19 protein-coding genes are annotated in these 21,143 nt (G+C 71.0%); 11 read left to right on the plus strand and 8 right to left on the minus strand.

Features of this window, described 5'->3' with window-relative positions; all coding sequences use genetic code 11:
* Positions 1–34 precede the first annotated feature (34 nt).
* The gene (locus tag ABZ915_RS24320; RefSeq protein ID WP_361806796.1) at positions 35–1,267 is read left to right on the plus strand and encodes a cytochrome P450; all 1,233 of its coding nucleotides are present in this window, start codon (positions 35–37) and stop codon (positions 1,265–1,267) included.
* 36 nt (positions 1,268–1,303) lie between these two features.
* Here the strand turns inward: ABZ915_RS24320 and ABZ915_RS24325 are convergent, their stop codons facing one another.
* The gene (locus ABZ915_RS24325; protein WP_361806799.1) at positions 1,304–2,137 is read right to left on the minus strand and encodes a hypothetical protein; all 834 of its coding nucleotides are present in this window, start codon (positions 2,135–2,137) and stop codon (positions 1,304–1,306) included.
* A gap of 269 nt (positions 2,138–2,406) precedes the next feature.
* Between ABZ915_RS24325 and ABZ915_RS24330 the strand changes: the two genes are divergently transcribed.
* The gene (locus ABZ915_RS24330; RefSeq protein WP_361807392.1) at positions 2,407–3,408 is read left to right on the plus strand and encodes a glycoside hydrolase family 43 protein; all 1,002 of its coding nucleotides are present in this window, start codon (positions 2,407–2,409) and stop codon (positions 3,406–3,408) included.
* A gap of 9 nt (positions 3,409–3,417) precedes the next feature.
* Here ABZ915_RS24330 and ABZ915_RS24335 read toward each other — a convergent pair whose 3' ends face one another.
* Positions 3,418–3,987: a pyridoxamine 5'-phosphate oxidase family protein gene (locus tag ABZ915_RS24335; protein WP_361806802.1), complete on the minus strand. Its 570-nt coding sequence runs from the start codon at positions 3,985–3,987 to the stop codon at positions 3,418–3,420.
* Positions 3,987–4,205: a hypothetical protein gene (locus ABZ915_RS24340; RefSeq protein WP_361806805.1), complete on the minus strand. Its 219-nt coding sequence runs from the start codon at positions 4,203–4,205 to the stop codon at positions 3,987–3,989. The genes ABZ915_RS24335 and ABZ915_RS24340 overlap by 1 nt, the downstream gene beginning before the upstream one ends.
* Before the next feature lie 257 nt (positions 4,206–4,462).
* On the opposite strand from ABZ915_RS24340, the gene ABZ915_RS24345 reads away from it, so the two are divergent.
* The 3 genes from ABZ915_RS24345 (at position 4,463) to ABZ915_RS24355 (ending at position 7,948) form a co-directional block, all read left to right on the plus strand.
* On the plus strand, positions 4,463–5,824 hold the full coding sequence (locus ABZ915_RS24345) for a cytochrome P450 (RefSeq protein ID WP_361806808.1): 1,362 nt from the start codon (positions 4,463–4,465) through the stop codon (positions 5,822–5,824).
* A 112-nt stretch (positions 5,825–5,936) separates the two neighbouring features.
* On the plus strand, positions 5,937–6,737 hold the full coding sequence (locus ABZ915_RS24350; protein WP_361806811.1) for a MerR family transcriptional regulator: 801 nt from the start codon (positions 5,937–5,939) through the stop codon (positions 6,735–6,737).
* Positions 6,734–7,948: a glycosyltransferase gene (locus ABZ915_RS24355; RefSeq protein ID WP_361806814.1), complete on the plus strand. Its 1,215-nt coding sequence runs from the start codon at positions 6,734–6,736 to the stop codon at positions 7,946–7,948. Before ABZ915_RS24350 ends, ABZ915_RS24355 begins: the two co-directional genes overlap by 4 nt.
* 59 nt (positions 7,949–8,007) lie before the next feature.
* Here ABZ915_RS24355 and ABZ915_RS24360 read toward each other — a convergent pair whose 3' ends face one another.
* Together ABZ915_RS24360 and ABZ915_RS24365 are read right to left on the minus strand one after the other, a co-directional pair.
* The gene (locus tag ABZ915_RS24360; protein ID WP_361806817.1) at positions 8,008–8,556 is read right to left on the minus strand and encodes a YciI family protein; all 549 of its coding nucleotides are present in this window, start codon (positions 8,554–8,556) and stop codon (positions 8,008–8,010) included.
* A gap of 74 nt (positions 8,557–8,630) precedes the next feature.
* The gene (locus ABZ915_RS24365) at positions 8,631–9,227 is read right to left on the minus strand and encodes a TetR family transcriptional regulator (protein WP_361806820.1); all 597 of its coding nucleotides are present in this window, start codon (positions 9,225–9,227) and stop codon (positions 8,631–8,633) included.
* A 120-nt stretch (positions 9,228–9,347) separates the two neighbouring features.
* On the opposite strand from ABZ915_RS24365, the gene ABZ915_RS24370 reads away from it, so the two are divergent.
* Positions 9,348–10,136: a class I SAM-dependent methyltransferase gene (locus ABZ915_RS24370; protein ID WP_361806823.1), complete on the plus strand. Its 789-nt coding sequence runs from the start codon at positions 9,348–9,350 to the stop codon at positions 10,134–10,136.
* A gap of 97 nt (positions 10,137–10,233) precedes the next feature.
* On the opposite strand, the gene ABZ915_RS24375 is transcribed toward ABZ915_RS24370, so the two are convergent.
* Positions 10,234–11,100 carry a helix-turn-helix domain-containing protein gene (locus ABZ915_RS24375; RefSeq protein ID WP_361806826.1) on the minus strand — a complete coding sequence of 289 codons (867 nt, stop codon included), beginning with the start codon at positions 11,098–11,100 and terminating at the stop codon, positions 10,234–10,236.
* Between the two features lie 201 nt (positions 11,101–11,301).
* Between ABZ915_RS24375 and ABZ915_RS24380 the strand changes: the two genes are divergently transcribed.
* From ABZ915_RS24380 to ABZ915_RS24390, 3 genes are all read left to right on the plus strand, one after another.
* Positions 11,302–11,712, plus strand: a complete 411-nt coding sequence (locus tag ABZ915_RS24380) for a cupin domain-containing protein (RefSeq protein WP_361806829.1) — start codon at positions 11,302–11,304, stop codon at positions 11,710–11,712.
* Positions 11,713–11,759: 47 nt separating this feature from the next.
* Complete coding sequence (locus ABZ915_RS24385) at positions 11,760–12,797, plus strand: zinc-dependent alcohol dehydrogenase family protein (protein ID WP_361806832.1); 1,038 nt, start codon at positions 11,760–11,762, stop codon at positions 12,795–12,797.
* Positions 12,798–13,008: 211 nt separating this feature from the next.
* Complete coding sequence (locus ABZ915_RS24390; protein ID WP_361806835.1) at positions 13,009–13,818, plus strand: SGNH/GDSL hydrolase family protein; 810 nt, start codon at positions 13,009–13,011, stop codon at positions 13,816–13,818.
* An 83-nt stretch (positions 13,819–13,901) separates the two neighbouring features.
* Here the strand turns inward: ABZ915_RS24390 and ABZ915_RS24395 are convergent, their stop codons facing one another.
* Positions 13,902–16,505 (minus strand): PA14 domain-containing protein, encoded by a 2,604-nt coding sequence (locus tag ABZ915_RS24395; RefSeq protein ID WP_361806838.1) that lies wholly within the window; start codon positions 16,503–16,505, stop codon positions 13,902–13,904.
* A 132-nt stretch (positions 16,506–16,637) separates the two neighbouring features.
* Positions 16,638–17,681, minus strand: coding sequence for a LacI family DNA-binding transcriptional regulator (locus ABZ915_RS24400; RefSeq protein ID WP_361807395.1), 1,044 nt, complete (start codon positions 17,679–17,681; stop codon positions 16,638–16,640).
* A gap of 145 nt (positions 17,682–17,826) precedes the next feature.
* On the opposite strand from ABZ915_RS24400, the gene ABZ915_RS24405 reads away from it, so the two are divergent.
* Entirely contained in the window at positions 17,827–19,650 is a 1,824-nt protein-coding gene (locus ABZ915_RS24405) for a sugar-binding domain-containing protein (RefSeq protein ID WP_361806841.1), read from the plus strand.
* A 136-nt stretch (positions 19,651–19,786) separates the two neighbouring features.
* Positions 19,787–21,130: an extracellular solute-binding protein gene (locus ABZ915_RS24410; protein ID WP_361806843.1), complete on the plus strand. Its 1,344-nt coding sequence runs from the start codon at positions 19,787–19,789 to the stop codon at positions 21,128–21,130.
* Positions 21,131–21,143: the final 13 nt, after the last annotated feature.

A 21,143-nucleotide genomic window follows, 5' to 3' on the forward strand; every position in this document is an offset into this window, starting at 1 on the left:
GCCCCCACGGACCTTCACGCCCCAAGGACCCCGCATGACGCACGCCACTCTCCTGCGCCGGATCACCGACTTCGCGAACCGCGCCGACCCGTATCCGCTGTACGAGGAGCTCCGCAAGACCCCGGTGCTGCACGAGGAGGAGGACGGTCCGTATGTCATCAGCTCGTACTGGGACATCAAGGGCCTGCTCCACGACCCGCGGATCAGCTCCGACTTCACCAACCTCACCGTCGCGGCCGACGACGAGCTGTCCAGGCCGGAGGCCACCGGGCTGCCGCCGAGCTTCATCCGGCTCGACCCGCCGGAGCACGACCGGCTGCGGCGGATCGCGAACAGCTCCTTCGGCCCGCCGCACCGACCCACCCGCATCGACTCCATGCGCGGTGAACTCGCCCGGATCGTCACCGACCTGATCGACGGATTCGGGAACGCGCGGCAGATCGACGTGGTCGACCAGTTCGCGTACCCCTTTCCGGTGACCGTGATCTGCCGGCTGCTCGGCGTACCGCGCGAGGACGAGCCCCGCTTCCGTGCCTGGGTCGACCCGATCGTCGCCGGCCTGGACCCGGACACCCGGACCAGCGCCGACTCCGAGCGGGCCGCTCAGGAGGCACGGTTGCAGCTGGGCATGTACCTGAACGGGCTGGTGGAGCAGCGCACCAGGGAACCGCGCGAGGACATGCTGTCCGACCTGGTGAACAGCCATGGTCCGGACGGCGCCATGACCACGATGGAAGTGCTCAGCACGGCGGTGCTGCTGCTCATCGCCGGCCATGAGACGACCGTCAACCTGATCACCAACGGCATGCTCACCCTGCTTCGCCATCCGGAGTACCTCCGGCGGCTGCGCGACGACCCGGGCCTGTCGGTGAAGATCGTCGAGGAACTCCTGCGCTACGAACCTCCGGTGCAGCTCGTGCCGCAGCGCACCTGCATCGCCGATATCGCGGTGCGCGGGGTCACCATTCCCAAGGGCTCACGCATCTGGCTCGTCCTCGCGGCGGGCAACCGGGATCCGGAGCGTTTCCCGGACCCCGACCGGTTCGACCCGGACCGCGAGGACATCCAGCACCTCGGCTTCGGCAGCGGCATCCACAGTTGCTTCGGCGCGCCACTGGCCCGCCTCGAGGCCCAGATCGCGCTGTCCGAACTGGCCCGTCGCCTCGGCAACCCCAGCCTGCTCGAAGACCCGCCGCCCTACCGCCCGAACGCCGTGCTGCGCGGTCCGCGCCATCTGAGCGTCAGCTTCGACGAGTTGCGTCCCTGAGCCGGAAAGGATCAGTTTGCCGGCCGCGTGGAGCCGTCAGATCCCGCCGGGCGCGAAGTACGTGGTGATCCACGCCGCACCGGATTCGTCGACGGCGACCATGGCGCGCCCCGCCCGGGGGCCGAAGTAGTACGTGCGGGTGGTGCCCAGTTGCGCCAGTGCGCTGCTGATGTCCGTGGCGTCCTTGATCTGGTCCCGGGCGCCCTTCAGATAGGCGTCGATCAGGTTCTTCGCCGCATTCGGTTCCTGCGTCAGGGGCTTGTCCCGTCGCGGGTGCTTGAAGGCGTGCGCGACGAGGGCGTCCACGGAGCCGAAGTTCAGCCGGTCGGTGCTCCGTTGGAGCGTGGCCGCGCATTCGGGCCGGTGGGACCGCCAGTCGGCCTGCGTGCCCAGGGTCGGGCGGCCCGGCGCGGTGGACTCGGCCGCCTTGCGGCCCTCGGCGTATACATCGCGGATGGCCTTGGGCCTGTTCGCGGCGGCAGGCTCGGCTCCACCGGCCTGGAGGGCGCGCAGGGCGTACAGGTAGATCCCGTGCAGATTGATGAAGGCCTGCACCGAGGCCGGGTTCTGCTCGTCGGCGAACTCCCGTGCTTCGGCGCGCACTCCGTCCTGCCACCACGGAGCCAGGTCCTTGCCGGCGTCGGCGTACTGAAGGAGCGGGATCCGCTCGCTCAGGTCCCCGTACCGGTCCTTGGCGATTCCCAGTTGGGTGCGCACCTCGTCGAAGGCTTCGAGGTGGCTGTCCAGGACGAGTCGGAACCGGCCCACCAGCGGTACGGCTTCCTGGGAGCCGCCCAGCAACAGGCCCTTGGCTTCATCGGCGCTGAGAGCGTCCAGAAACGCCGGGTGGGCGTGGAATGTTCCCACCACGGCGGTGACCTGCCAGTGAGGCGCGTTTTCGGCGAACCTGACTCCGAGTCCGTCGAGCCGTCGTTTGAGATCTTCCCAAGGCAACGGTATTCCCCCTCTTCCCCCTTGATTCGCGGCCCGACGTCGTCGGACAGCGCTCCGCCCACTCTGGCGGGTCCGCGCCGCCGCGCCAATCGCCGGGAGGGGGCGCCCGCGGGCACGAGCGGGGTGCAGGGGACCGCACATGGCCGGACCGGCCGTATTCTTCGACGGTGGCTCAGACCGAACCGATGCGGCTTCCCGACATGCCGCTGCACGATCCGTTCATCGTCGCCGACGCCGACACCCGCACGTACTACCTGTACACGTCCAACGAGCCGTCCGTATCGGGTGTGGACGGCGTCGGCACGATGGTCCACCGCAGCCACGACCTTCGTGACTGGGTGCCCCCTGTCGTGGTCTTCCTGGCGGCCGAGCAGGAGGGAATCTGGGCGACCGACGGCGGCTGGGCACCGGAGGTGCACGAATGGCGCGGCAGGTACTACCTGTTCACCACGCTGCACAACGAGGACAAGCCGCTTCCGGTACCGCCGGCCGGCCCATGGGGCTCGCCGTTCCAGGTCCCGAACTACATGCGCGGCACCGTCACCGCCGTGTCCGACTCACTGCTCGGCCCCTTCACGGTCGTGGACCCCTCACGTCCGACCCCGCCCGAGAACCTGATGACCCTCGACGGAACGCTCTACGTGGATCCGTCCGGGCAGCCATGGATGGTGTACGCGCACGAGTGGCTCCAGACCATCGACGGAACCATGGAAGCGATCCGGCTGGCTCCGGACCTGTCCCGGACGATCGGTGAACCCGTCTTCCTGTTCAAGGCCTCGGACGCGTCCTGGATCAGTGAGCAGATACCCGGCGGCGTCCCGAACCAGCTCCCGCCCTATGTCACCGACGGCCCGCAGCTGTGCCGCACTCCTGACGGGGCCCTGCTCATGCTGTGGTCGACGTACGAGAAGAACGTGGCCGGCCAGGACGGCACCGTCGGCGGCGGCTATGTGCAGACCTGTGCCGTCTCGGAGTCCGGGAGCATCACCGGGCCATGGCACCAGCACCGGCCCCTGGTGCGGGACGACAGCGGTCACGGCATGCTGTTCCACACGTTCGACGGCCGGCTGATGATGGTCCTGCACCGTCCCTTCGACAACGCGCGCGGGAAGCTGTACGAGATGGAGTTCGTCGGCCACGAGCTGCGGGTGCTCCGCCGGCGCGACGACCTCGACGGCGGCGGATGACACCCTCTCTCAGGAAGAGAAGCGCCAGCGGGTCTGGCTGAAGGCCTCACCCCTGCCGAACCCGAAGGCGGTGCGGGGCGACACCTCGAAGACCAAGGCACGGCCGGCGTCGTCGGCCTCCTCGGTCGGCGGCGGGGCCGCCGTGGTCCTGGCGGTGCTGAAGGCACCGTCCCGCACCTCGAAGTGCCAGCCCGGTCCGTACTTCGCCTCCCACGCCGCCGCCAGCTCGGCCAGCCGCTGCTCGTCGGTGACCCGGACCGCCTCGCCCTCGACCACCAGGTCCCGGCCCTCGCCGTAGGCGTTGGTGCCGGTCGTGAGGACGACATGGGGATTGGCCGCGAGGTTGAACCCCTTGCGCTCCCGTGCCCCGGTGGCGAAGTGGAGTGCCCCGTCCATCCAGACCGCCATCAACGGTGTGACGTGGGGGCGGCCGTCCGGACGGACCGTCGACAGCCAGAAGATCTCGGCTTCCTCCAGACGGGAGACGGCCTCGGCCCACGGTGTGGCGGTGGCGCCCGGAGAGCTGTAGCGCGTGTCCAGATCTGTTCGCGGTTCCTGCGTCTGCGCGCGTGCCGGCATCACGGACTCCTCTTGATCTCGTGCGTCTCATGGTCCCCCGGTAGTGCTGACCGCGCTCGCCGGCCGAACTCATCGCACCCGGATGCCTGGATCAGGGGTTCCGGAAGACACTGGTCCTCGATGTCGGGGTTCCAGTCGGCGAGCAGCACCCGGTCCTCGACGGCGCCCGACGCCGCTCCGGCCCCGGCCCGTTCGCCCGCCGTCACCGCGCGGTGCACAGCACGATGTCATCGCAGGTGGCCTCCCACACCTCGGCCACCCAGGAATTCCGGTCCCGCTCCTCCACGGCCGCTCCCGCGGGGAGGGAGAGAGATCCGTCGCGTCATCGGGCAGGGCCGCCAGATCGATGGCGGGGACGAATGGGCTCTGGCCAACTCGCGGCGTGGCCTGGTCCACGAGACCTCATGGATTGACCATGTGGCTGATTCGGGAAGGGATAGGGCGCCCCGATCCCCTTGAAGGGAGCACGACGCCCATGACGCTCACAGCGTCTCCCCCCATACCCAGGGCGGCGGGTTCGGTTCCGCTGCTGGGTCACGCGATACAGCTCATGCGCGACAACCTCGCCTTTATCGCCTCGCTGCGTGAGGACTACGGACCACTGGTCGAGATCACCCTCCAGCCCGGCACCCGCACGATCATCGTCCAGGACCCCGACCTCATCCGAACCATGCTCACCGACCTCGGCCCCGGCCTCGACAAGGGCCGGTTCTTCGAAAAAATGGGCCAGCTCCTGGGCGACAGCGTGGTCACCGCCGCCGGCCAGGAACATGTACGCAAACGGCGCCAGTTGCAGCCCGCCTTCGCCCGCTCGGAGACCGCCCGCTACGTCGACATCATGCGCGAGGCGGTGACCACGGCCGTCGGCCGATGGCAGCCCGGCCGACGACTCGATGTGCGCGAGGCGATGGTCGAGCTCTCGCTCGACATGCTCGCGAAGACCGTCTTCTCCGGCAGCCTCGACGAAGAAACGTTCCTGCAACTACGTGACGACCTGTCGGTCGTGATGAACGGCGTCGGCGCCCGCATCATGCTGCCCGACTGGGTCGAACGGCTGCCGCTGCCCTTCAACATCCGCTTCAACCAGGCCCGGGACGCCGTGCGAGCCACCATCCACCGTGCGGTCGACCGGTTGCAGGCCTCCGGGCACGACACCGGTGACATGCTCTCCATGCTGCTGCGCGGCACCGACGAGGACAGTGGAGAGGCACTCACCGCATTCCAGATCTGCTCGGAGATCCTCACCCTGGCGGTGGCCGGCACCGAAACCACCGCCTCGGTGCTGTCATGGGCGCTGTACGAACTGGCCCGTCACCCCGACATCGAGGCCCGCGTGCTCACCGAGCTGGAGGAGACGCTCGGCGAGCGGCCGATCACCTTCCAGGACGTCACTCAACTCCCCTACCTGCGCCGTGTGATCGACGAAACGCTGCGCCTGCACCACACCGGGTGGCTGGTCACCCGCCGCACCGTCACCGAAACCCGCCTCGGCGCGTGGACCCTCCCCGCGGGCACCGAACTCGCCTACTGCCAGCACGCCCTGCACCGCGACCCCACCCTGTTCTCCGATCCGCTCACCTTCGACCCCGACCGCTGGCTGGACAGCGCCCAGCCCCCGCCCAGCGGCGCCTTCCTCCCCTTCGGCGCCGGCAAGCACAAATGCATCGGCGACCGGTTCGCGCTCACCGAACTGATCACAGCCATCGCCACGATCGCCAGGACGGTGCGTCTGGAACTCCCCGAGGACCAGACCGTGCGGCCCGTGGCCCGGGCCACGGTACGCCCACGGACGCTGCTGATGACCGTGCGCCCACGCAAGCCCGGCACGAGCCGGTAGCCCGGCCGGGTCCCGCCGCTCCGTGTGGGCGGCGGCACCCGCCGTCCGGAGAGCGAGTTGACCCTCCCCTTACGTCAGGCTCGAAGCTGTATGCCGACGAAAGGGCAGGTGGATGAGTTACTCCGTGGGTGAGGTCTCGAGGTTCGCCGGGGTGACCGTGCGTACGCTGCATCACTACGACAGGGCGGGGCTGCTCTCGCCGAGTGGCCGCAGCCGCAGCGGATACCGGCTCTACAGTGACGCCGACCTGGCCCGTCTCCAGCAGATCCTCTTCTACCGCGAGCTCGGCTTCACCCTGGAGGAGATCGCCGGGATCCTCAAGGATCCGCAGGCCGACGTCGTGGACCAACTGCGCGGTCGGCAGCGGCAGTTGAGTGAGGAGATCGCCAGGCTGCAACGGCTGGCCGAGGTGGCGGAACGAGCCATCGAGGTCCAGCAGACCGGGGTGTCCCTGACCCCTCAGGAACGCTTCGAGGTCTTCGGTGAGATCACCTTCGACCTGAGCTATGCCACAGAGGCGGAACTGAAGTGGGCGCACACGGAGGGACAGCGCGAGGCGATGGCGCGCGCGGCCGCCCACACCAAGGACGACTGGCGGCAGCTCATGGGCGAGGCCGCCGCCTGGCGCGCGGAGCTGCTCGCCGCCTTCGACGAGCGGGAGCCCAGTGACGGCGAGCGGGCCATGGACCTCGCCGAGGAGCACCGGCTGCACATCTCACGCTGGTTCACCTCCTGCCCGCCCGACATGCACCGCCGTATCGCGGACGACTTCGCCGCCGACCCGCGCGCCTTCGCCCTGGTCGTACCGCCGTCACAGCAACGCCCGGGCCTGGCCGCCTACATGTGCAAGGCGGTCCACGCCAACGCGGCCCGCCACGCGGGCGGCCGTACCGGCTCTCAGGAGGAGCGATGAGGATCCTGATCGCCGCGGCCGGCTCGCGTGGCGATGTCGCGCCCTACACGGGCCTGGGCGCCGGGCTGCGCCGGGCCGGGCACGACGTCGCCCTCGCCACCACGGACACTTTCGCGCCCCTCGTACGAGGCGCGGGGCTGGAATTCCGGCACCTTCCCGCCGACCCGCGGGCGGGCGGTGGTGTCACGGGCAAGCGTGAACTGATGCGCTCCGCCGCCGCGTTCGTCACCGAACTGGGCCAGGGGTTCGCCGACGCCATGGCCGACGGCGCGGACCTGCTCATGCTGTCGGCCACCACGGCCCCGCTCGGCTGGCATCTCGCGGAGGCCACGGGCGCACCGAGCCTCGGTGTGTACCTCCAACCCACCGCGCCGACCCGCGACTTCCCGCCCGTCGTCACCGGTTCCCGTTCACTGGGCCGGCCCGCCAACCGCCTGGCCGGGCGCTTCGCCCTGCGCATGGTCGACCGCCTCTACGAGCAGGCGGTCGTGGAGTTGCGCCAGCGCCTCGATCTGCCCCCGGTCTCCGCATCCGCGATGCGCCGACGGCAGGAACAGGCGAACTGGCCCGTGCTGCACGGCTTCAGTACGGCACTCGTGCCCCGACCGTCCGACTGGCGTTCCGGCCTGAAGGCCGTAGGCACCTGGTGGCCCCATGTCGATGCGGCCGAACGGCTGTCCGCAGGCCTGGAGGACTTCCTCCAGGCCGGTCCCCGGCCCGTGTTCATCGGCTTCGGGAGCATGGCGGCCGGCGAGGGGGAACGGCTGAGCGAGATCGCCGTGCGCGCCCTGCGCCGTGCCGGGCTGCGCGGCATCCTCCAGGCCGGCAGTGCCGGGCTCGCGGCCGACGGCGACGACGTTCTCACCATCGGCGAGGTACCGCACGCCCTGCTGTTCCCGCGTCTGGCCGCGGTGGTCCACCACGCCGGGGCCGGCACCTCGGCCGCGGCGTTGCGGGCCGGGGTGCCCGCGGTCACGGTACCGGTGACCGCCGACCAGCCGTTCTGGGCGCGACGCCTTGCCGCTGTCGGCGCCGCCGCCGACCCGGTCCCCTTCCGGTCCCTCACCGCCGAACGGCTCGCCGACGCCCTCGGCCACGTAGTGAAGCAGCAGGCATACGCACGAGCCGCCGCGACGGCCGCGCGGCACATGGCGACCGAGGACGGAGCGGGCCAGGCGCTCAAGGCCGTCCAGCAACTGGCCAGGAGCTGATGCCGGTCATCGGTTTCCGGTCGCGTGGGCAGCCATCGGCGCGGCACGCCCTTGGTCCGTCACCGCCGGCCGCCGAACTGCCAGTGGTGGACCTCTATGTCCGCGTACCGGTCCGCGGTCAGCACGGCTCGTGCCGCGTCCGGGCCCGGTGCCCGGACCAGCGCCGCCGTACCCACCCAGGTCGCGGCGTCGTCGGACAGCAGCGGGCCGTACGCGATCAGCTCGTCCCGGTCGGGCGGCACGGCGAGATCGGGGGTCCGACCCTCGCCGAGGCCGAGCACCAGGTACCTGTCGCCACCGGTCCGGCCGCCGGGGAAGTCCCACATCGTGCGCCCCAGCATGTTCCGCCACCGGCGCAGCAGTACGTCCCGGTAGACGCCGGCCTGGTAGCCGGGTTCATCGAAGGCGAACGCGCGGGCGGCGGCGGGATCGGGCAGGTCGACGATGTGCACGCTGCCGGTGGGGGTGTCGCCGTCGGCGGCGAGGGTCGGGCCGCGGGCGATCAGCTCCTTCGCGTACCGGTCCATGTAGGACCAGTGCTCCTCCAGCAGTGCGTGGCGCAGCGCCAGGGAGCCGGGCCGGTCACGGTGGTGGCAGAAGAACTCCATGCCCAGAGACTGTGCTCGACACGGGGCGGCTTCTCAACAGGGTTTGGCGGCGGCTCGGATGCGCGGTCAGGACCTCACGGCCGATCCTGGGCGGCGCTTGCGAGGACCGTGATCACGGCCTTGCGGACGGCCCCCGTCTCCGGCGGGGCGCCCTTCCGGTCGGCGAACAGCAGGTGCGCGGCTCCGATCAGCGTGGGAGCGAGCGTGTCGACCTCGGCGTCGGCGGCGATGCGGCCCAGTTCACGCTCCGCGGTGAGGTAGGAGGCGATCATGGCCGTGGCTTCCGTCAGGAGTGGGATGCCGACCGGGCTGGTCAGCCGGAGCCGGGCGCGCAGCTCGTCCCGGAAGGTGACGAGGGCGACGATCGCCACGGCGACCGGCCCGAACAGGTCGGTCAGCGCCTGGGCGAGGTTGCCGACGACCGTGCCGGTCCCGGCGGAATCGCGCAGGGCCGCGGACTGGCCGTCGATCCGGGCGATGCGGTCCTGCACCAGCTCGGCGAGGAAGGCGTCGAAGTCGGCGAAGTGCCGGTGCAGAACACCTTTGGCGCAGCCTGCCTCCGCGGTGACCGCGCGGCTGGTCAGCGCGCTCGGCCCGTCCCTGAGCAGGACGCGCTCGGCGGCGTCGAACAGCTGCTCGCGCGCATCGCGGATGGCCACGCCTGTCGGCATCGTGCATCGCCTTCTTCCTTCGCCGGGCCCCACCCGTTGACGAGTGGGCAAGCGCCCACCCATAGTGGGCACATGACCACTTTACCGATTTCCGGGAATGAGCCCCATCGGCAGCGACAGATGGCGGAGTCGTTCGGGTCGGACGCCGAACGCTACGACCGCACCCGCCCGAGCTACCCCGACGCCCTGGTGGAGGCGGTCGTCGCCGCCAGCCCCGGGCCCGACCTGCTCGACGTCGGCACTGGCACCGGCATCGTCGCCCGGCAGTTCCAGGCGGCCGGCTGCACGGTGCTCGGGGTCGAGGTCGACGCGCGCATGGCCGAGCGGGCGCGACAGTACGGGCTCGAGGTCGAGGTCGCCGCGTTCGAAGCCTGGGACCCCGTCGGCCGGACGTACGACGCGGTCGTCTCCGGGCAGACCTGGCACTGGATCGACCCGGTCGCGGGCGCGGCGAAGGCGGTCCGGGCACTGCGTCCCGGGGGCCTGCTGGCCGCGTTCTGGAACGTCTTCGAGTATCCGCCCGACCTGGCGGAAGCAGTCACCGACGTCTGCCGACGGGTGCTGCCCGAGGCGCCGTTCGACCTCCGGGTGATGACGACGGGAGCCCTGAAGGGATACCAGGAGTTGTTCACCAAGGTCGCCGACGGGATCCGCGAGGTCGGCGGCTTCGGCGAACCGGAGCAGTGGCGGTTCGACTGGGAGCGGACCTACAGCCGCGACGCCTGGCTGGACCAGATGCCCACGCACGGCACCTTCACCCGGCTCCCGCCGGACCGGCTGGCAGAGCTACTGGACGGCGTCGGAGCCGCCATCGACGCAATGGGCGGAAGCTTCACGATGCCGTACGCGACGGTGGCGGTCACCGCAGAGCGAACCGGAGCCGACGGCCGTCACTCGGCACGGGACTAGGCGGGTGCAGTTGCAGGGCGCGGGCCAGGGCATCGACTACGGAGGCGCTCGGACTGGCACGCCTGCCTGCTCCGGTGTCCCTGTGACAGGCCTGTGGTCAGCGAGTGCCCTCCGTCTCCTCGAGGCGGTCGGCCGCCCATGAGGCGAGCAGGCGGAGACCGTCGTGGGAGGGGGTGCCGGGCTCGGCGGTCCAGACGATCAGTTGCTGGTCGGGGTCGGTGCTCGCGGTGAGGGTGTCCCAGTCGAGGACGAGTTCACCGACGACGGGGTGGTGCAGGGTCTTGGTCCCGACGTTCAGGGCGGCCACATGATGGGCGGCCCACCAGGTGCGGAAGTCCTCGTCCCGCACAGACAGTTCGCCGACCAGGGCGGCCAGCTGAGGATCCTGGGGATACCTGGCGGCCTCCATGCGCAGCTGCGCGACGCAGGTGCGGGCCACCTTCTCCCAGTCCGGATAAAGCCGCCGCATCGCCGGATCGGCGAAAAGCAGCCGCACGTAATTGCGCTTCTTCTCCGCTATCCGCGAGAAGTCGGTGACGAGTGCGGCGCCCAGCGAATTCCAGGCGAGAACGTCCATGCGCCGCCCCAGGACGATCGCGGGCGTCACGGTCAGATCGTCCAGGAGGCGCCGCAACTGCGGCTGCACCTTCTGCCCGGTGCGCCGACGGGGCCGGGCGGCGGCCTTGCCGGCCAGCTCGTACAGGTAGTCACGCTGGTCGTCACTCAGGTGCAGCACACTCACCAGGGCCTGCAACACGGGCGCCGACGGCTGCATGCGGCCCTGTTCCAGGCGGATGTAGTAGTCCGTGCTGATCGCGGCCAGCTGGGCGACTTCCTCCCGGCGCAGCCCCGGCACCCTGCGCGGCGCCCCGGTGTCGGGCAGGCCCACGGTGCGGGGGCTGAGCTCGGCACGCCGGGCCCTGAGGAACTCGCCCAGCTCCTTGAGGTGTGCGCTGCTGGTCATACGGGCCAGTCTGGCACCCGCCGCTCCCCGGGTGGGTGGGAGAGTTTTCTCCCAGGATGTTCTCGTCCCAGGAGGAAACTCTCCTCTTTGCGCACCCGCGCCGCCGTGTGAGCGTGGGATGCGTACGGATACGTGGGATGCGTACGGAATTCACCGACGTATCGAGAAACGATTCCCCCTCCGGGGGCTGGGAGCACTTCCGTGGAATTCCTGAAGAAGACCCCGACCAGCAGGGCGCCGGCCGAGTGGTTCACCGGCGATGTGTGGTGGGACGTGATCCACCCCGGGGACGCACCGTCCCGGTTGCGACTGAACCTGGTCCGTTTCGCGCCCGGCGCCCGCACCGCCTGGCACCGCCACGCGCTGGGCCAGACCCTGCACGTCATCTCCGGCATCGCCCTGATCGGCACCCGCGACGGCACGGTCTTCGAGGCCCGTCCCGGTGAGACGGTCTCCTGTCCGCCGGGCGAGGAGCACTGGCACGGCGCGGCTCCCGACCACTTCATGGAGCACCTGGCGATGTGGGAGGGCACGGGCGACGACAGCCCCGAGACCGTGTGGGCCGAGCACGTGACCGACGACAGCTACGCCGGCCCGCGCACCCGGGCCTGACCGCGGATCCGGCCCCACCGACCTATCGAGCACAAGAGGTACCCCCCATGCGAGCAACGTTCATGTACGGTGCCGGCGACGTGCGCGTGGAGAACGCGCCGGACCCGGTGCTGAAGCAGCCCACCGACGCCCTCGTGCGTGTCGTCCGCTCCTGTGTCTGCGGCAGCGACCTGCACCCGTACCACACCATGCCGGACTCTCCGCAGGGCACGCCGATGGGCCACGAGTTCATCGGCGTGGTCGAGGAGCTCGGCTCCGAGGTCTCCGGCCTGAAGCGGGGCGACCTGGTCGTGGCCCCCTTCGCGTACTCCGACAACACCTGCGCGTTCTGCCGCGAGGGCCTGCACACCTCCTGCCGCAACGGCGGCTTCTGGGCCACCGGGGACGTCGGGGGCGGCCAGGCCGAGGCGGTCCGCGTCCCACAGGCGCAGGGCACCCTCGTCAGGCTGCCCGTCGCGGAGGACTCCGAGCTGCTGCCCTCGCTGCTGACCCTGTCCGACGTGTACGGCACCGGCTACCACGCCGCCAAGCAGGCACGCGTGAACCCCCGCACCACCGTCACGGTCGTCGGAGACGGCGCGGTCGGCCTGCTGGCGGTGCTGTCCGCCCGGCAGCTCGGTGCCGAGCGCGTCATCCTCATGGGCCGGCACAAGGAACGCACCGACCTCGGCCGCGCGTTCGGCGCCACCGACGTCGTCCCCGAACGCGGCGAGGAAGGCATCGAGCGCGTGCGGGAACTGACCGGCGGCGACGGCACCCACACCGTCCTGGAGTGCGTCGGCTACATGAGCGCCTACGAGATGGCGGTCGGCGTGGTGCGTCCGGGCGGTGTGATCAGCCGCGTCGGCGTCCCGCAGTACGAGGAGGCACCGGTCGGCTTCACCAGCCTGTTCGGCCCGAACGTCACCCTCACCGGCGGCCCCGCGCCGGTCCGCGCCTACATCGAGGAGCTCCTCCCCGGCGTCCTCGACGGCACGGTCGACCCCGGCCGCGTCTTCGACCGCACCGTCGGCCTCGACGAGGTCCCCGACGCCTACCGCGCGATGGACCGGCGCGAGGCCCTCAAGGTCCTGGTCCGTCCCTGACGGGAGCGGCGAGGCCGCCGGACGGGTGACGGCTCACCGGGTGAACCCCGCCGGGCCACCGCCCGTGCGCCGCGCCCCACGGCCCGGCCGGCGTCCCCGCCGGTGCCGGGCGCTTCGGCGCGGGCATCGCCACCGGCGCTTGTCAAAGCGGCGGGGCGGGCGGGACGGCCACGGCGGGTGGAGGGCGGGCCGGGCCGCGATAAAGAGGGTCATGAGACAGTCCCGCACAGCGTCCGGCGCGTCCTCACTTCTCCTCGCGGCCGCCTCCGCCTTCGCCGGTCCCGCGGCCGGGGAAGCGGCGCCGAGCACGACGGCCACGGCCTACGTGGCCCTCGGTGACTCCTACGCCGCCGGTGTCGGCGCCGGCGGCTACCTCTCCTCCGGCACGGACTGCCTGCGCAGCGGCCGGGCCTACCCCGCCCTGTGGGCCACCGCCCATGCGCCGTCGTCCTTCGACTTCACGGCGTGCAACCATGCACGGACCGGCGATGTCCTGGCCGACCAGCTCGGCCCGCTCACCTCCCGTACCGGCCTGGTGACCCTCACGGTCGGCGGCAGCGACGCGGGCTTCGTCCGGGTCATGGCGACCTGCGCGCTGCCCGGCCATGACGCGTGCCTGTCCGCCATCGCCGCGGCGGACTCCTTCATGGACGAGGCTCTCCCGGGCAACCTCGACCGTCTCTACTCGGCGATCACGAGCAAGGCGCCCGCCGCCCGTGTGGTGGTGCTCGGCTACCCCCACCTCTACCAGCTCCACGGCACCTGTTCGCGCGGCCTCCAGGACACCGAGAGGTCCGCGCTGAACGAGGCCGTGGACCACCTCGACCGCGTGATCGCCCGGCGCGCCGCCGCCCACGGGTTCACGTTCGCCGACGTCCGGGCCGCCTTCGCCGGGCACGAGATCTGCTCGTCCAGCCCCTGGCTGCACAGCGTCGACTGGCTCGATCTCACCGACTCCTACCACCCCACGGCATCCGGGCAGTCGCTCGGCTACCTCTCCCTGCTCACCGGCGCGACCTGAGACGACAGGGCGGCAGGACGGCAGGACCCGGTCCGCCCGCCGCCGAAGCGGTGGGCGGACCGGGCCGCGGAGCGTCGCCCAGGTCAGGCGCAGCCCGCCGGATCCGCCCGTGACGCGTCGTCGATCAGCGCGTCCTGGGCGGCCTTCAGCCGCGCCACGTCGGGCTTGGTCACCTTTCGGTCGTACGTCATCAGGCCGTTGAGCTCGCCCTCGACGTCCGTGATCTGTGTGTACACAGCGCCGTTGCTGCCCCGGCAGGCCAGCGCGCGCACCTCGCTCAGCTTCTTCAGGTAGTCGTCGGTGTAGGTGGTGGGGTCGACGTCGACGTACGACTGCTGCACCGACCAGGCATGGCCCGGTACCGCGAGCCCGAGACCGCCGTACTCGCCGCTGACCAGGGCCCGTCGGCCGTCCGGATGCGGTGGCAGGGCCGGGCTCGGATAGCCGTGCTCGTCCATGATGTCGCCGGCCCCGCCGTCGGCCCCGAGGTTCAGGCCGGACATGTTGTTGACCAGGCGGGTCGGGTCCCAGGACTTGGCCTGCGTGGCGACGCGGCCGATGTCGTACTGGCCCCAGCCCTCGTTGAAGACGACCCACATGACGACCGCGGGACTGCTGATGTGCTCGTCGATCATCTGCTTCATCTCGCGCTCGTACTCGGCACGGGCGGCGGTGGACGGGTTCAGGCCCGCTGTCATCGCCGGCATGTCCTGCCACACCAGCAGGCCGAGCCGGTCGGCCCAGTAGAACCAGCGGTCGGGTTCGACCTTGATGTGCTTGCGGACCGCGTTGAAGCCCATCTTCTTGTGCATCTTCAGGTCGTACGCGAGGGCCGTGTCACTGGGTGCGGTGTACAGGCCGTCGGGCCAGAATCCCTGGTCGAGGGTGGCCATCATGAAGACCGGCTTGCCGTTGAGGACCGTGCGCGGGACGCCGTTCACCTTCTCCACCGCGATGGAGCGCATGCCGAAGTAGCTGCCGACGCGGTCGGCGCCGACGTCGACCTTCAGGTCGTACAGGAACGGGTGGTCCGGTGACCAGAGGCGGGCGTGCGGGATGGTGAGGGTGAGGGGTTCGCCGGTGCGGCCGGTGGCCGTGGCGACCCGGCGCTTGCCGTCGTACGCCGTCGCGGTGATCCGGATGCCGTCGCGCACGCCCTGCGGTGCGACGGTGAGCGTGCCGCTGCCGACGTCCGGGGTCAGCTTCAGCTGGTCGACGTGGTCGGTGGCGACCGGCTCCATCCACACCGTCTGCCAGATGCCGGAGGTCGGGGTGTACCAGATGCCGCTCGGGTCCAGGCGCTGCTTGCCGACGGGCGGGTTCTCGCCGTTCGCGGCGTCCGTCGGGTCGTAGACGCCGACGATCAGCTCCTGGGTGCGGCCCGGCTTGAGCGCGTCGGTGATGTCGGCGCTGAACTTGTCGTAGCCGCCCTGGTGTTCGGCGACCCTGGTGCCGTTGACGTAGACCTCGGCCTGCCAGTCGACGGCACCGAAGTTCAGCTGGAGGCGCCGATGGTCCCCGATCTTCCAGCCGGAAGGGACGGTGAAGGTGCGGCGGTACCACATGCGGTCCTCGTGCCGCTCGATGCCCGAGAGCTGGGACTCGACGGGGTACGGGACGAGGATCCGCTCCCCCAGGGTGCGGCCCACGGGCGGCTGTTCGCCCTTCTCGGCCGCGGCGAACTGCCAGCTGCCGTTGAGGTTCTGCCAGGCGTCCCGGGTGAGCTGGGGTCTCGGGTACTCGCGGTGCGCGTTGGCCGGGGTGACGTCGTCGGCCCACTTGGTGCGCAGCTCGTAGGTGGAGTGGTTGGCGCCGCTGCTCCAGAAGGAGCTGACAACGTTGCCATCATCTGCGGTCAGGCCGCCCTGTCCGTCGTAGCGGACGTCGGCCAGTCCGGGCGCGGTGCCGGTCTTGTTGCCGACGACGGGTTCCTTCAGCGGTACGAGAAGGGACTTGGAGTCGGCGGGGTTCAGGCGGGCGTCGCCCAGCGGCCAGGTGGCGCCGCCGATGACGGCGTCGAGGTGGTCGGTCAGGTGGGCGTCGGGCTTGGCGAGCGGCTGCGCGAAGTCCAGCCGGAGGGTGCGGCCGTCCCCGAGGACGGTGGTGGCGATGGCGCCGTTGTAGGCGTATCCCTCGGGCAGCAGGAACGCCGACTGGGGTACGGCGGTCTTGGTGCCGCCGGGCGGGGTCCAGCGCAGGTGGAGGTTGGAGCCGCCGTAGTGCTCGAAGTACTCGACCTTGATGTCGTAGGCCTTCCCTGCGGCCAACTCGACCGGCTCGCCGGTCTGTTCGCGGTCCCAGTCGTCGACCCAGTGGTCGATGACGAGCTTTCCGTCGACCCAGAGGCGGAATCCGTTGTCGCCGATGATCGAGAAGGTGGTGGCGCCGGTCTTCTCCGGCACGATGCGGCCGGTCCAGCGGACACTGACGTCGTCCGACTGCCCGGTGGCGGAGTTCAGGCGGGACTCCAGCGAGCCGAAGTCGAGCTGCGGGTCGAATCCGGTGGCTTTGAGCTGGGCGAAGTCGAAGGCCCCGGGGGCGGATTGGGTGTAGTACTCGCCCTTGAGGCCGTGAACCTGGACGGGGTCGTCCGCGGCTGTCGCGGTCGGTGTCGCGGACAGTCCGGCGACGGCGAGTGCGGCCGCGATCAGCAGGGACAGGCGGTGTCTGAGCGATCTGATGCGCACGGTCCTCCTTGACTGAGGAAGGGTGGCGGCTCACCGCTTCGGTCCGACAACTCATTACAACGTTGGAAACGGTGACCGTTGGCATCAGAGCACGGCTCCCGGCCGCTGTCCAGGGTCATGACAACGGTCGAGTCAGCCCCCGGTGCTCTCCCGCACCATCACCTCGTGCCCGACGACATGGTGCTGCGCGGAGCCCGACTCGGGATCGTCGATGCGGTCCAGCAGCAGGGACACCGCGCTGCGGGCGATCTGCTCCTTGTCGGGGGCGACCGTCGTCAGGGACGGGACACTGAAACGGGACGCCTCGATGTCGTCGAAGCCCATGACGTCGAGGTCCCCCGGCACCGACCGGCCGGCCTCGTGCAGTGCGCGCAGCGCGCCCAGCGCCAGGTGGTCGTTGAGGCAGAGCAGGGCGTCCGGGGATGTGTCCCGGTGGATCAGCGCGGCGGCGGCACGGGCGCCGTCCTGCCAGTGGTACGCGTGCACCGGCGTCACGAGGTCCTCGTCGAAGGGCAGGCCGGCGGCGGCCACGGCCTCGCGGTAGCCGTCGGTGCGCAGCCGGTCGGTGCCCTGACGGCCCCGGACGGACCCGCCGATGACCGCGATACGGCGGCGCCCGCGGGAGAGCAGGTGCTCGGTGGCCTCGCGGGCGGCGGCGACGTTGTCGATGCCGACGTGGTCGGTCGTGCCGGCCGCGGGGCGTTCGCCGAGCAGGACGACGGGGAGCCGCCGGTCGCGGGTGGCCAGGTCGCGGGGCAGCAGTGACAGCGGGCTGAGGATGACACCGTCGGAGAAGTGCGCGTCGAAGCCGTGCAGCGCGGCGAGTTCACGCTCGCGCACTCCCCCGGTGCTGTGCAGCAGGAGGGTGCGGCCCCGGCGGTCCGCCTCGGCCATCACGTGTTTGGCCAGCTCCGCGAAGTAGGCCACGTCCAGTTCGGGAACGGCGAGCGTGATCATCCCGGTGCGGCCCTGGCGGAGCTGGCGTCCCGCCACGTTGACCCGGTAGCCCAGGGCGTCGATGGCCTCGCGGACCGCGGCCCGGGTCTGGTCCGAGACATGCTCGAAGTTGTTGATCACGTTGGAGACGGTCTTGGGCGAGACACCCGCGTACTCCGCCACGTCCTTGATCCTCGGTCTGGCCGCCACGCTGATCACCCTTCCGCCTGCCGGGATCATACCGATCCGCACGAACGGACCCCGGGCCGATCCGATGGGCCCGGCCTCTTCCGGAGTTCACTTCCGTCCGCACTATTTACATCGATGTAATCGCCATGGTGCCATGTCCGAGCCACCGAACAGCACTCCGGATGCAAGGAGCAGCATGCCCGTCCCGCACCTCACGGCCCCTCCCCGCCCCGAGTACCCCAGGCCTCAGTTCGTCCGCGAGGCATGGCTGAACCTCAACGGCGAGTGGCAGTTCGAGATCGACCGCTCCGACACCGGCCTGGAGCGCGGCCTCCGGGACCGCGAACTCGCCGACCGGATCCTCGTCCCGTTCTGCCCGGAGTCGGAGCTGTCGGGCATCGGCGAGACCGACTTCCTGGAGGCGGTCTGGTACCGGCGCACGGTGACGATTCCGGACGACTGGACCGACTCGCGGGTGCTGCTGCACTTCGGGGCCGTCGACCACGACACCACGGTCTGGGCCGACGGCACGGAGGTCGCCCGGCACCGGGGCGGCTTCACCCCCTTCACCGCGGACCTCGGCGACCTGGCCGCCCCGGGCCGGGAGCTGACCGTGGTGGTACGCGCCCGGGACAGCCGGCACGGCGCCCAGGCGCGCGGCAAGCAGGCCACCTGGTACGCCAACTCCCACTGCCACTACACCCGTACCACGGGCATCTGGCAGACGGTGTGGCTCGAGCCGGTCCCCCGCTCCGTCTCCCTCGGACGCCCCCGCATCACCCCCGACCTGGCGTCCGGCTCCTTCCACCTGGAGCTGCCGCTGACCGCCAACCTGCCCGGCCACCGGGTGCGGGCCACCCTGAGCGACGCGGCCGGCCCGGTCGCGACCGCCGAGTCCCGGGCCGACCTGGGCCTCGCGCCCCGGCTGGTGCTGGCCGTCCCCGAGGACCGGCGCCGGGTCTGGTCGCCCGTCGACCCGCACCTGTACGACCTCGTCCTGGAGGTGCTCGACGCCGAGGGCGCGGCCGTCGACACCGTCGGCTCCTACGCCGGCCTGCGTTCGGTCTCGATCCACGGCAAGCGGCTGCTGCTCAACGGCGAACCGCTCTTCCAGCGGCTCGTGCTCGACCAGGGCTACTACCCCGACGGCCTGATGACCGCCCCCAGCGACGCCGACCTGGTCCGCGACATCGAACTGGGCCTCGCGGCCGGCTTCAACGGCGCCCGCCTGCACCAGAAGGTCTTCGAGGAGCGCTTCCTCCACCACGCCGACCGGCTCGGCTACCTGGTGTGGGGCGAGTTCGGCGACTGGGGCTGCGAGACCGGCGCCCGCGACGACAACCAGCGGCCCGACGCCTCGTACGTCACCCAGTGGCTGGAGGCCGTGGAGCGGGACTACTCGCACCCCTCGATCGTCGGCTGGTGCCCGCTGAACGAGACGTACCAGCACCTGCACGACCGCATCACCCAGCTGGACGACGTCACCCGCGGCATGTTCCTGGCCACCAAGCAGGCCGACGCCACCCGTCCCGTCATCGACGCCTCCGGCTACGCCCACCGGGTGCCGGAGACCGATGTCTACGACTCCCACTGCTACGAGCAGGACCCGGACACCTTCGCCAAGACGATGGACGGCCTGGCGGAGGACCGGCCGTATGTGAACACGGCGCCCGACGGACGGTCCTGGTCGGTGCCCTATCGCGGACAGCCGTACTTCTGCAGCGAGTTCGGCGGCATCTGGTGGGACCCCGAGGCAGTGGCGGCGGCCGGCGACGAGCGGGAGACGTCCTGGGGGTACGGCGAACGTCCGCGCACGGACGAGGAGTTCGTCGACCGTTTCACCGGGCTGACCGGCGTGCTGCTCGACGACCCCGACATGTTCGGCTACTGCTACACCCAGCTCACCGACGTCTTCCAGGAGCGCAACGGCGTCTACCGCTTCGACCGCACCGAGAAGGTCGGCACCGAACGGCTGCGCCGGGCCCAGGCCCGCCCGGCCGCCTACGAGGGCAAGGCGTAGTGCCCTCCCCCGTACCGCCCGAGCGGAAGAAGTCCGCACCCTGCCCGGGATTTACATCGATGTAAGAACGATCCGTGCGGTGGCGGTACCCGGGAGCCCTCTCCCGGCGCACCGTCGCCCGTGGAAAGGAGCCCCCATGACCGGCATACCCGTCCCGGTCGGTCCCCCCGGCCCGACCCGGCGCCGCGTGCTCGGTACCGCGCTCGCCTCCGGGGCCGCCCTCCTCGGCGCCGGGACGCTCAGCGGCTGCGGGTCCGCGCAGGCCGCCGACGCGTCGACCGTGCGCCTGTGGGACCTGTTCAGCGGCGCCGACGGCGGCCTGCTCAACGACATGGTGCGCGCCGCGCGCCCCGACATGCCGGGCACGCGCATCGAGCGCACCGTCCTGGAGTGGGGTACGCCGTACTACACCAAGCTCGCCATGGCCTCCGCCGGCGGCCGCGGACCCGATGTCGCCGTGGCGCACATGTCCCGGCTGGCCGGTTACGCCCCCACCGGGCTGCTCGACCCGTGGGACCTGGACGTGCTGGCCGAGTACGGCGTCGGCCGCGACGACTTCACCGACGCGGTCTGGTCGCGCACCCAGTACCAGGGACACACGTACGCCGTCCCGCTCGACACCCATCCCTTCATCGTCTTCTTCCACCCCGAACCGGCCGCCAAGGCGGGGCTGTTGACCAAGGACGGCAGCCTGGACGCCGACGCGTTCTCCTCCACCGACAAGTTCCTGGCCGCCGGCCGGGAACTCGCCAAGGCCTCCGGCAAGCAGGGCATCGCCTTCGGCTACGTCACCGACACCGCCCAGGGCTGGCGGCTGTTCTACGGCCTGTACCGGCAGACCGGCGGCACCTTCCGGCTGCCCGAAGGCGGACCCGCGGAGGTCGACGAGGACCGCATGGCCGAGGTCATCGCCTTCATGGCCAAGCTCGTCGACGGCCAGGTCAACCCCAAGCGGCTCGACTACGCCGCCGCCATCGCCGCCTTCGCCAACCGGCAGACGGCGATGATCCTTTCGGGCGAGTGGGAGCTCGGCACCTTCCGCGCCGCGGACAAGAACGTGAGCGCGGCGCCCTTCCCCACGGTCTTCGGCACCCCGGCGGTGTACGCCGACTCGCACTCCTTCGTACTCCCCCGCCACCCCGACCCGGACCCCGAACGCCGCCGCCGTACGCACCGGGCGGTCGCCGCCCTGCTCAAGGCCGGCCAGATCTGGGCCACCGCCGGGCACATCCCCGCCTACGGGCCCGTCACCCGCACCCGCGCCTACGCACGCCTTCAGCCCCAGTCCCACTACGCCCAGGCCCAGGACCATGTCGTCCTCGACCCCGCGGTGTGGTTCGCCGGCGCCGGCTCCGACTTCCAGAACGCCATGTCCCAGGTGCTCCAGCAGGCCCTCCTCGACGGCCTCGCCCCCGACCGTGCGGCCCGCGCCATGGTGCGGCGCCTGAACACCTTCCTCTCCAAGCCCAGCCCGGCCTGATCCGGCCGCGTAC

It is taken from the genome of Streptomyces sp. NPDC046915 (genome assembly GCF_040644935.1).
Taxonomy (GTDB): Bacteria; Actinomycetota; Actinomycetes; order Streptomycetales; family Streptomycetaceae; genus Streptomyces.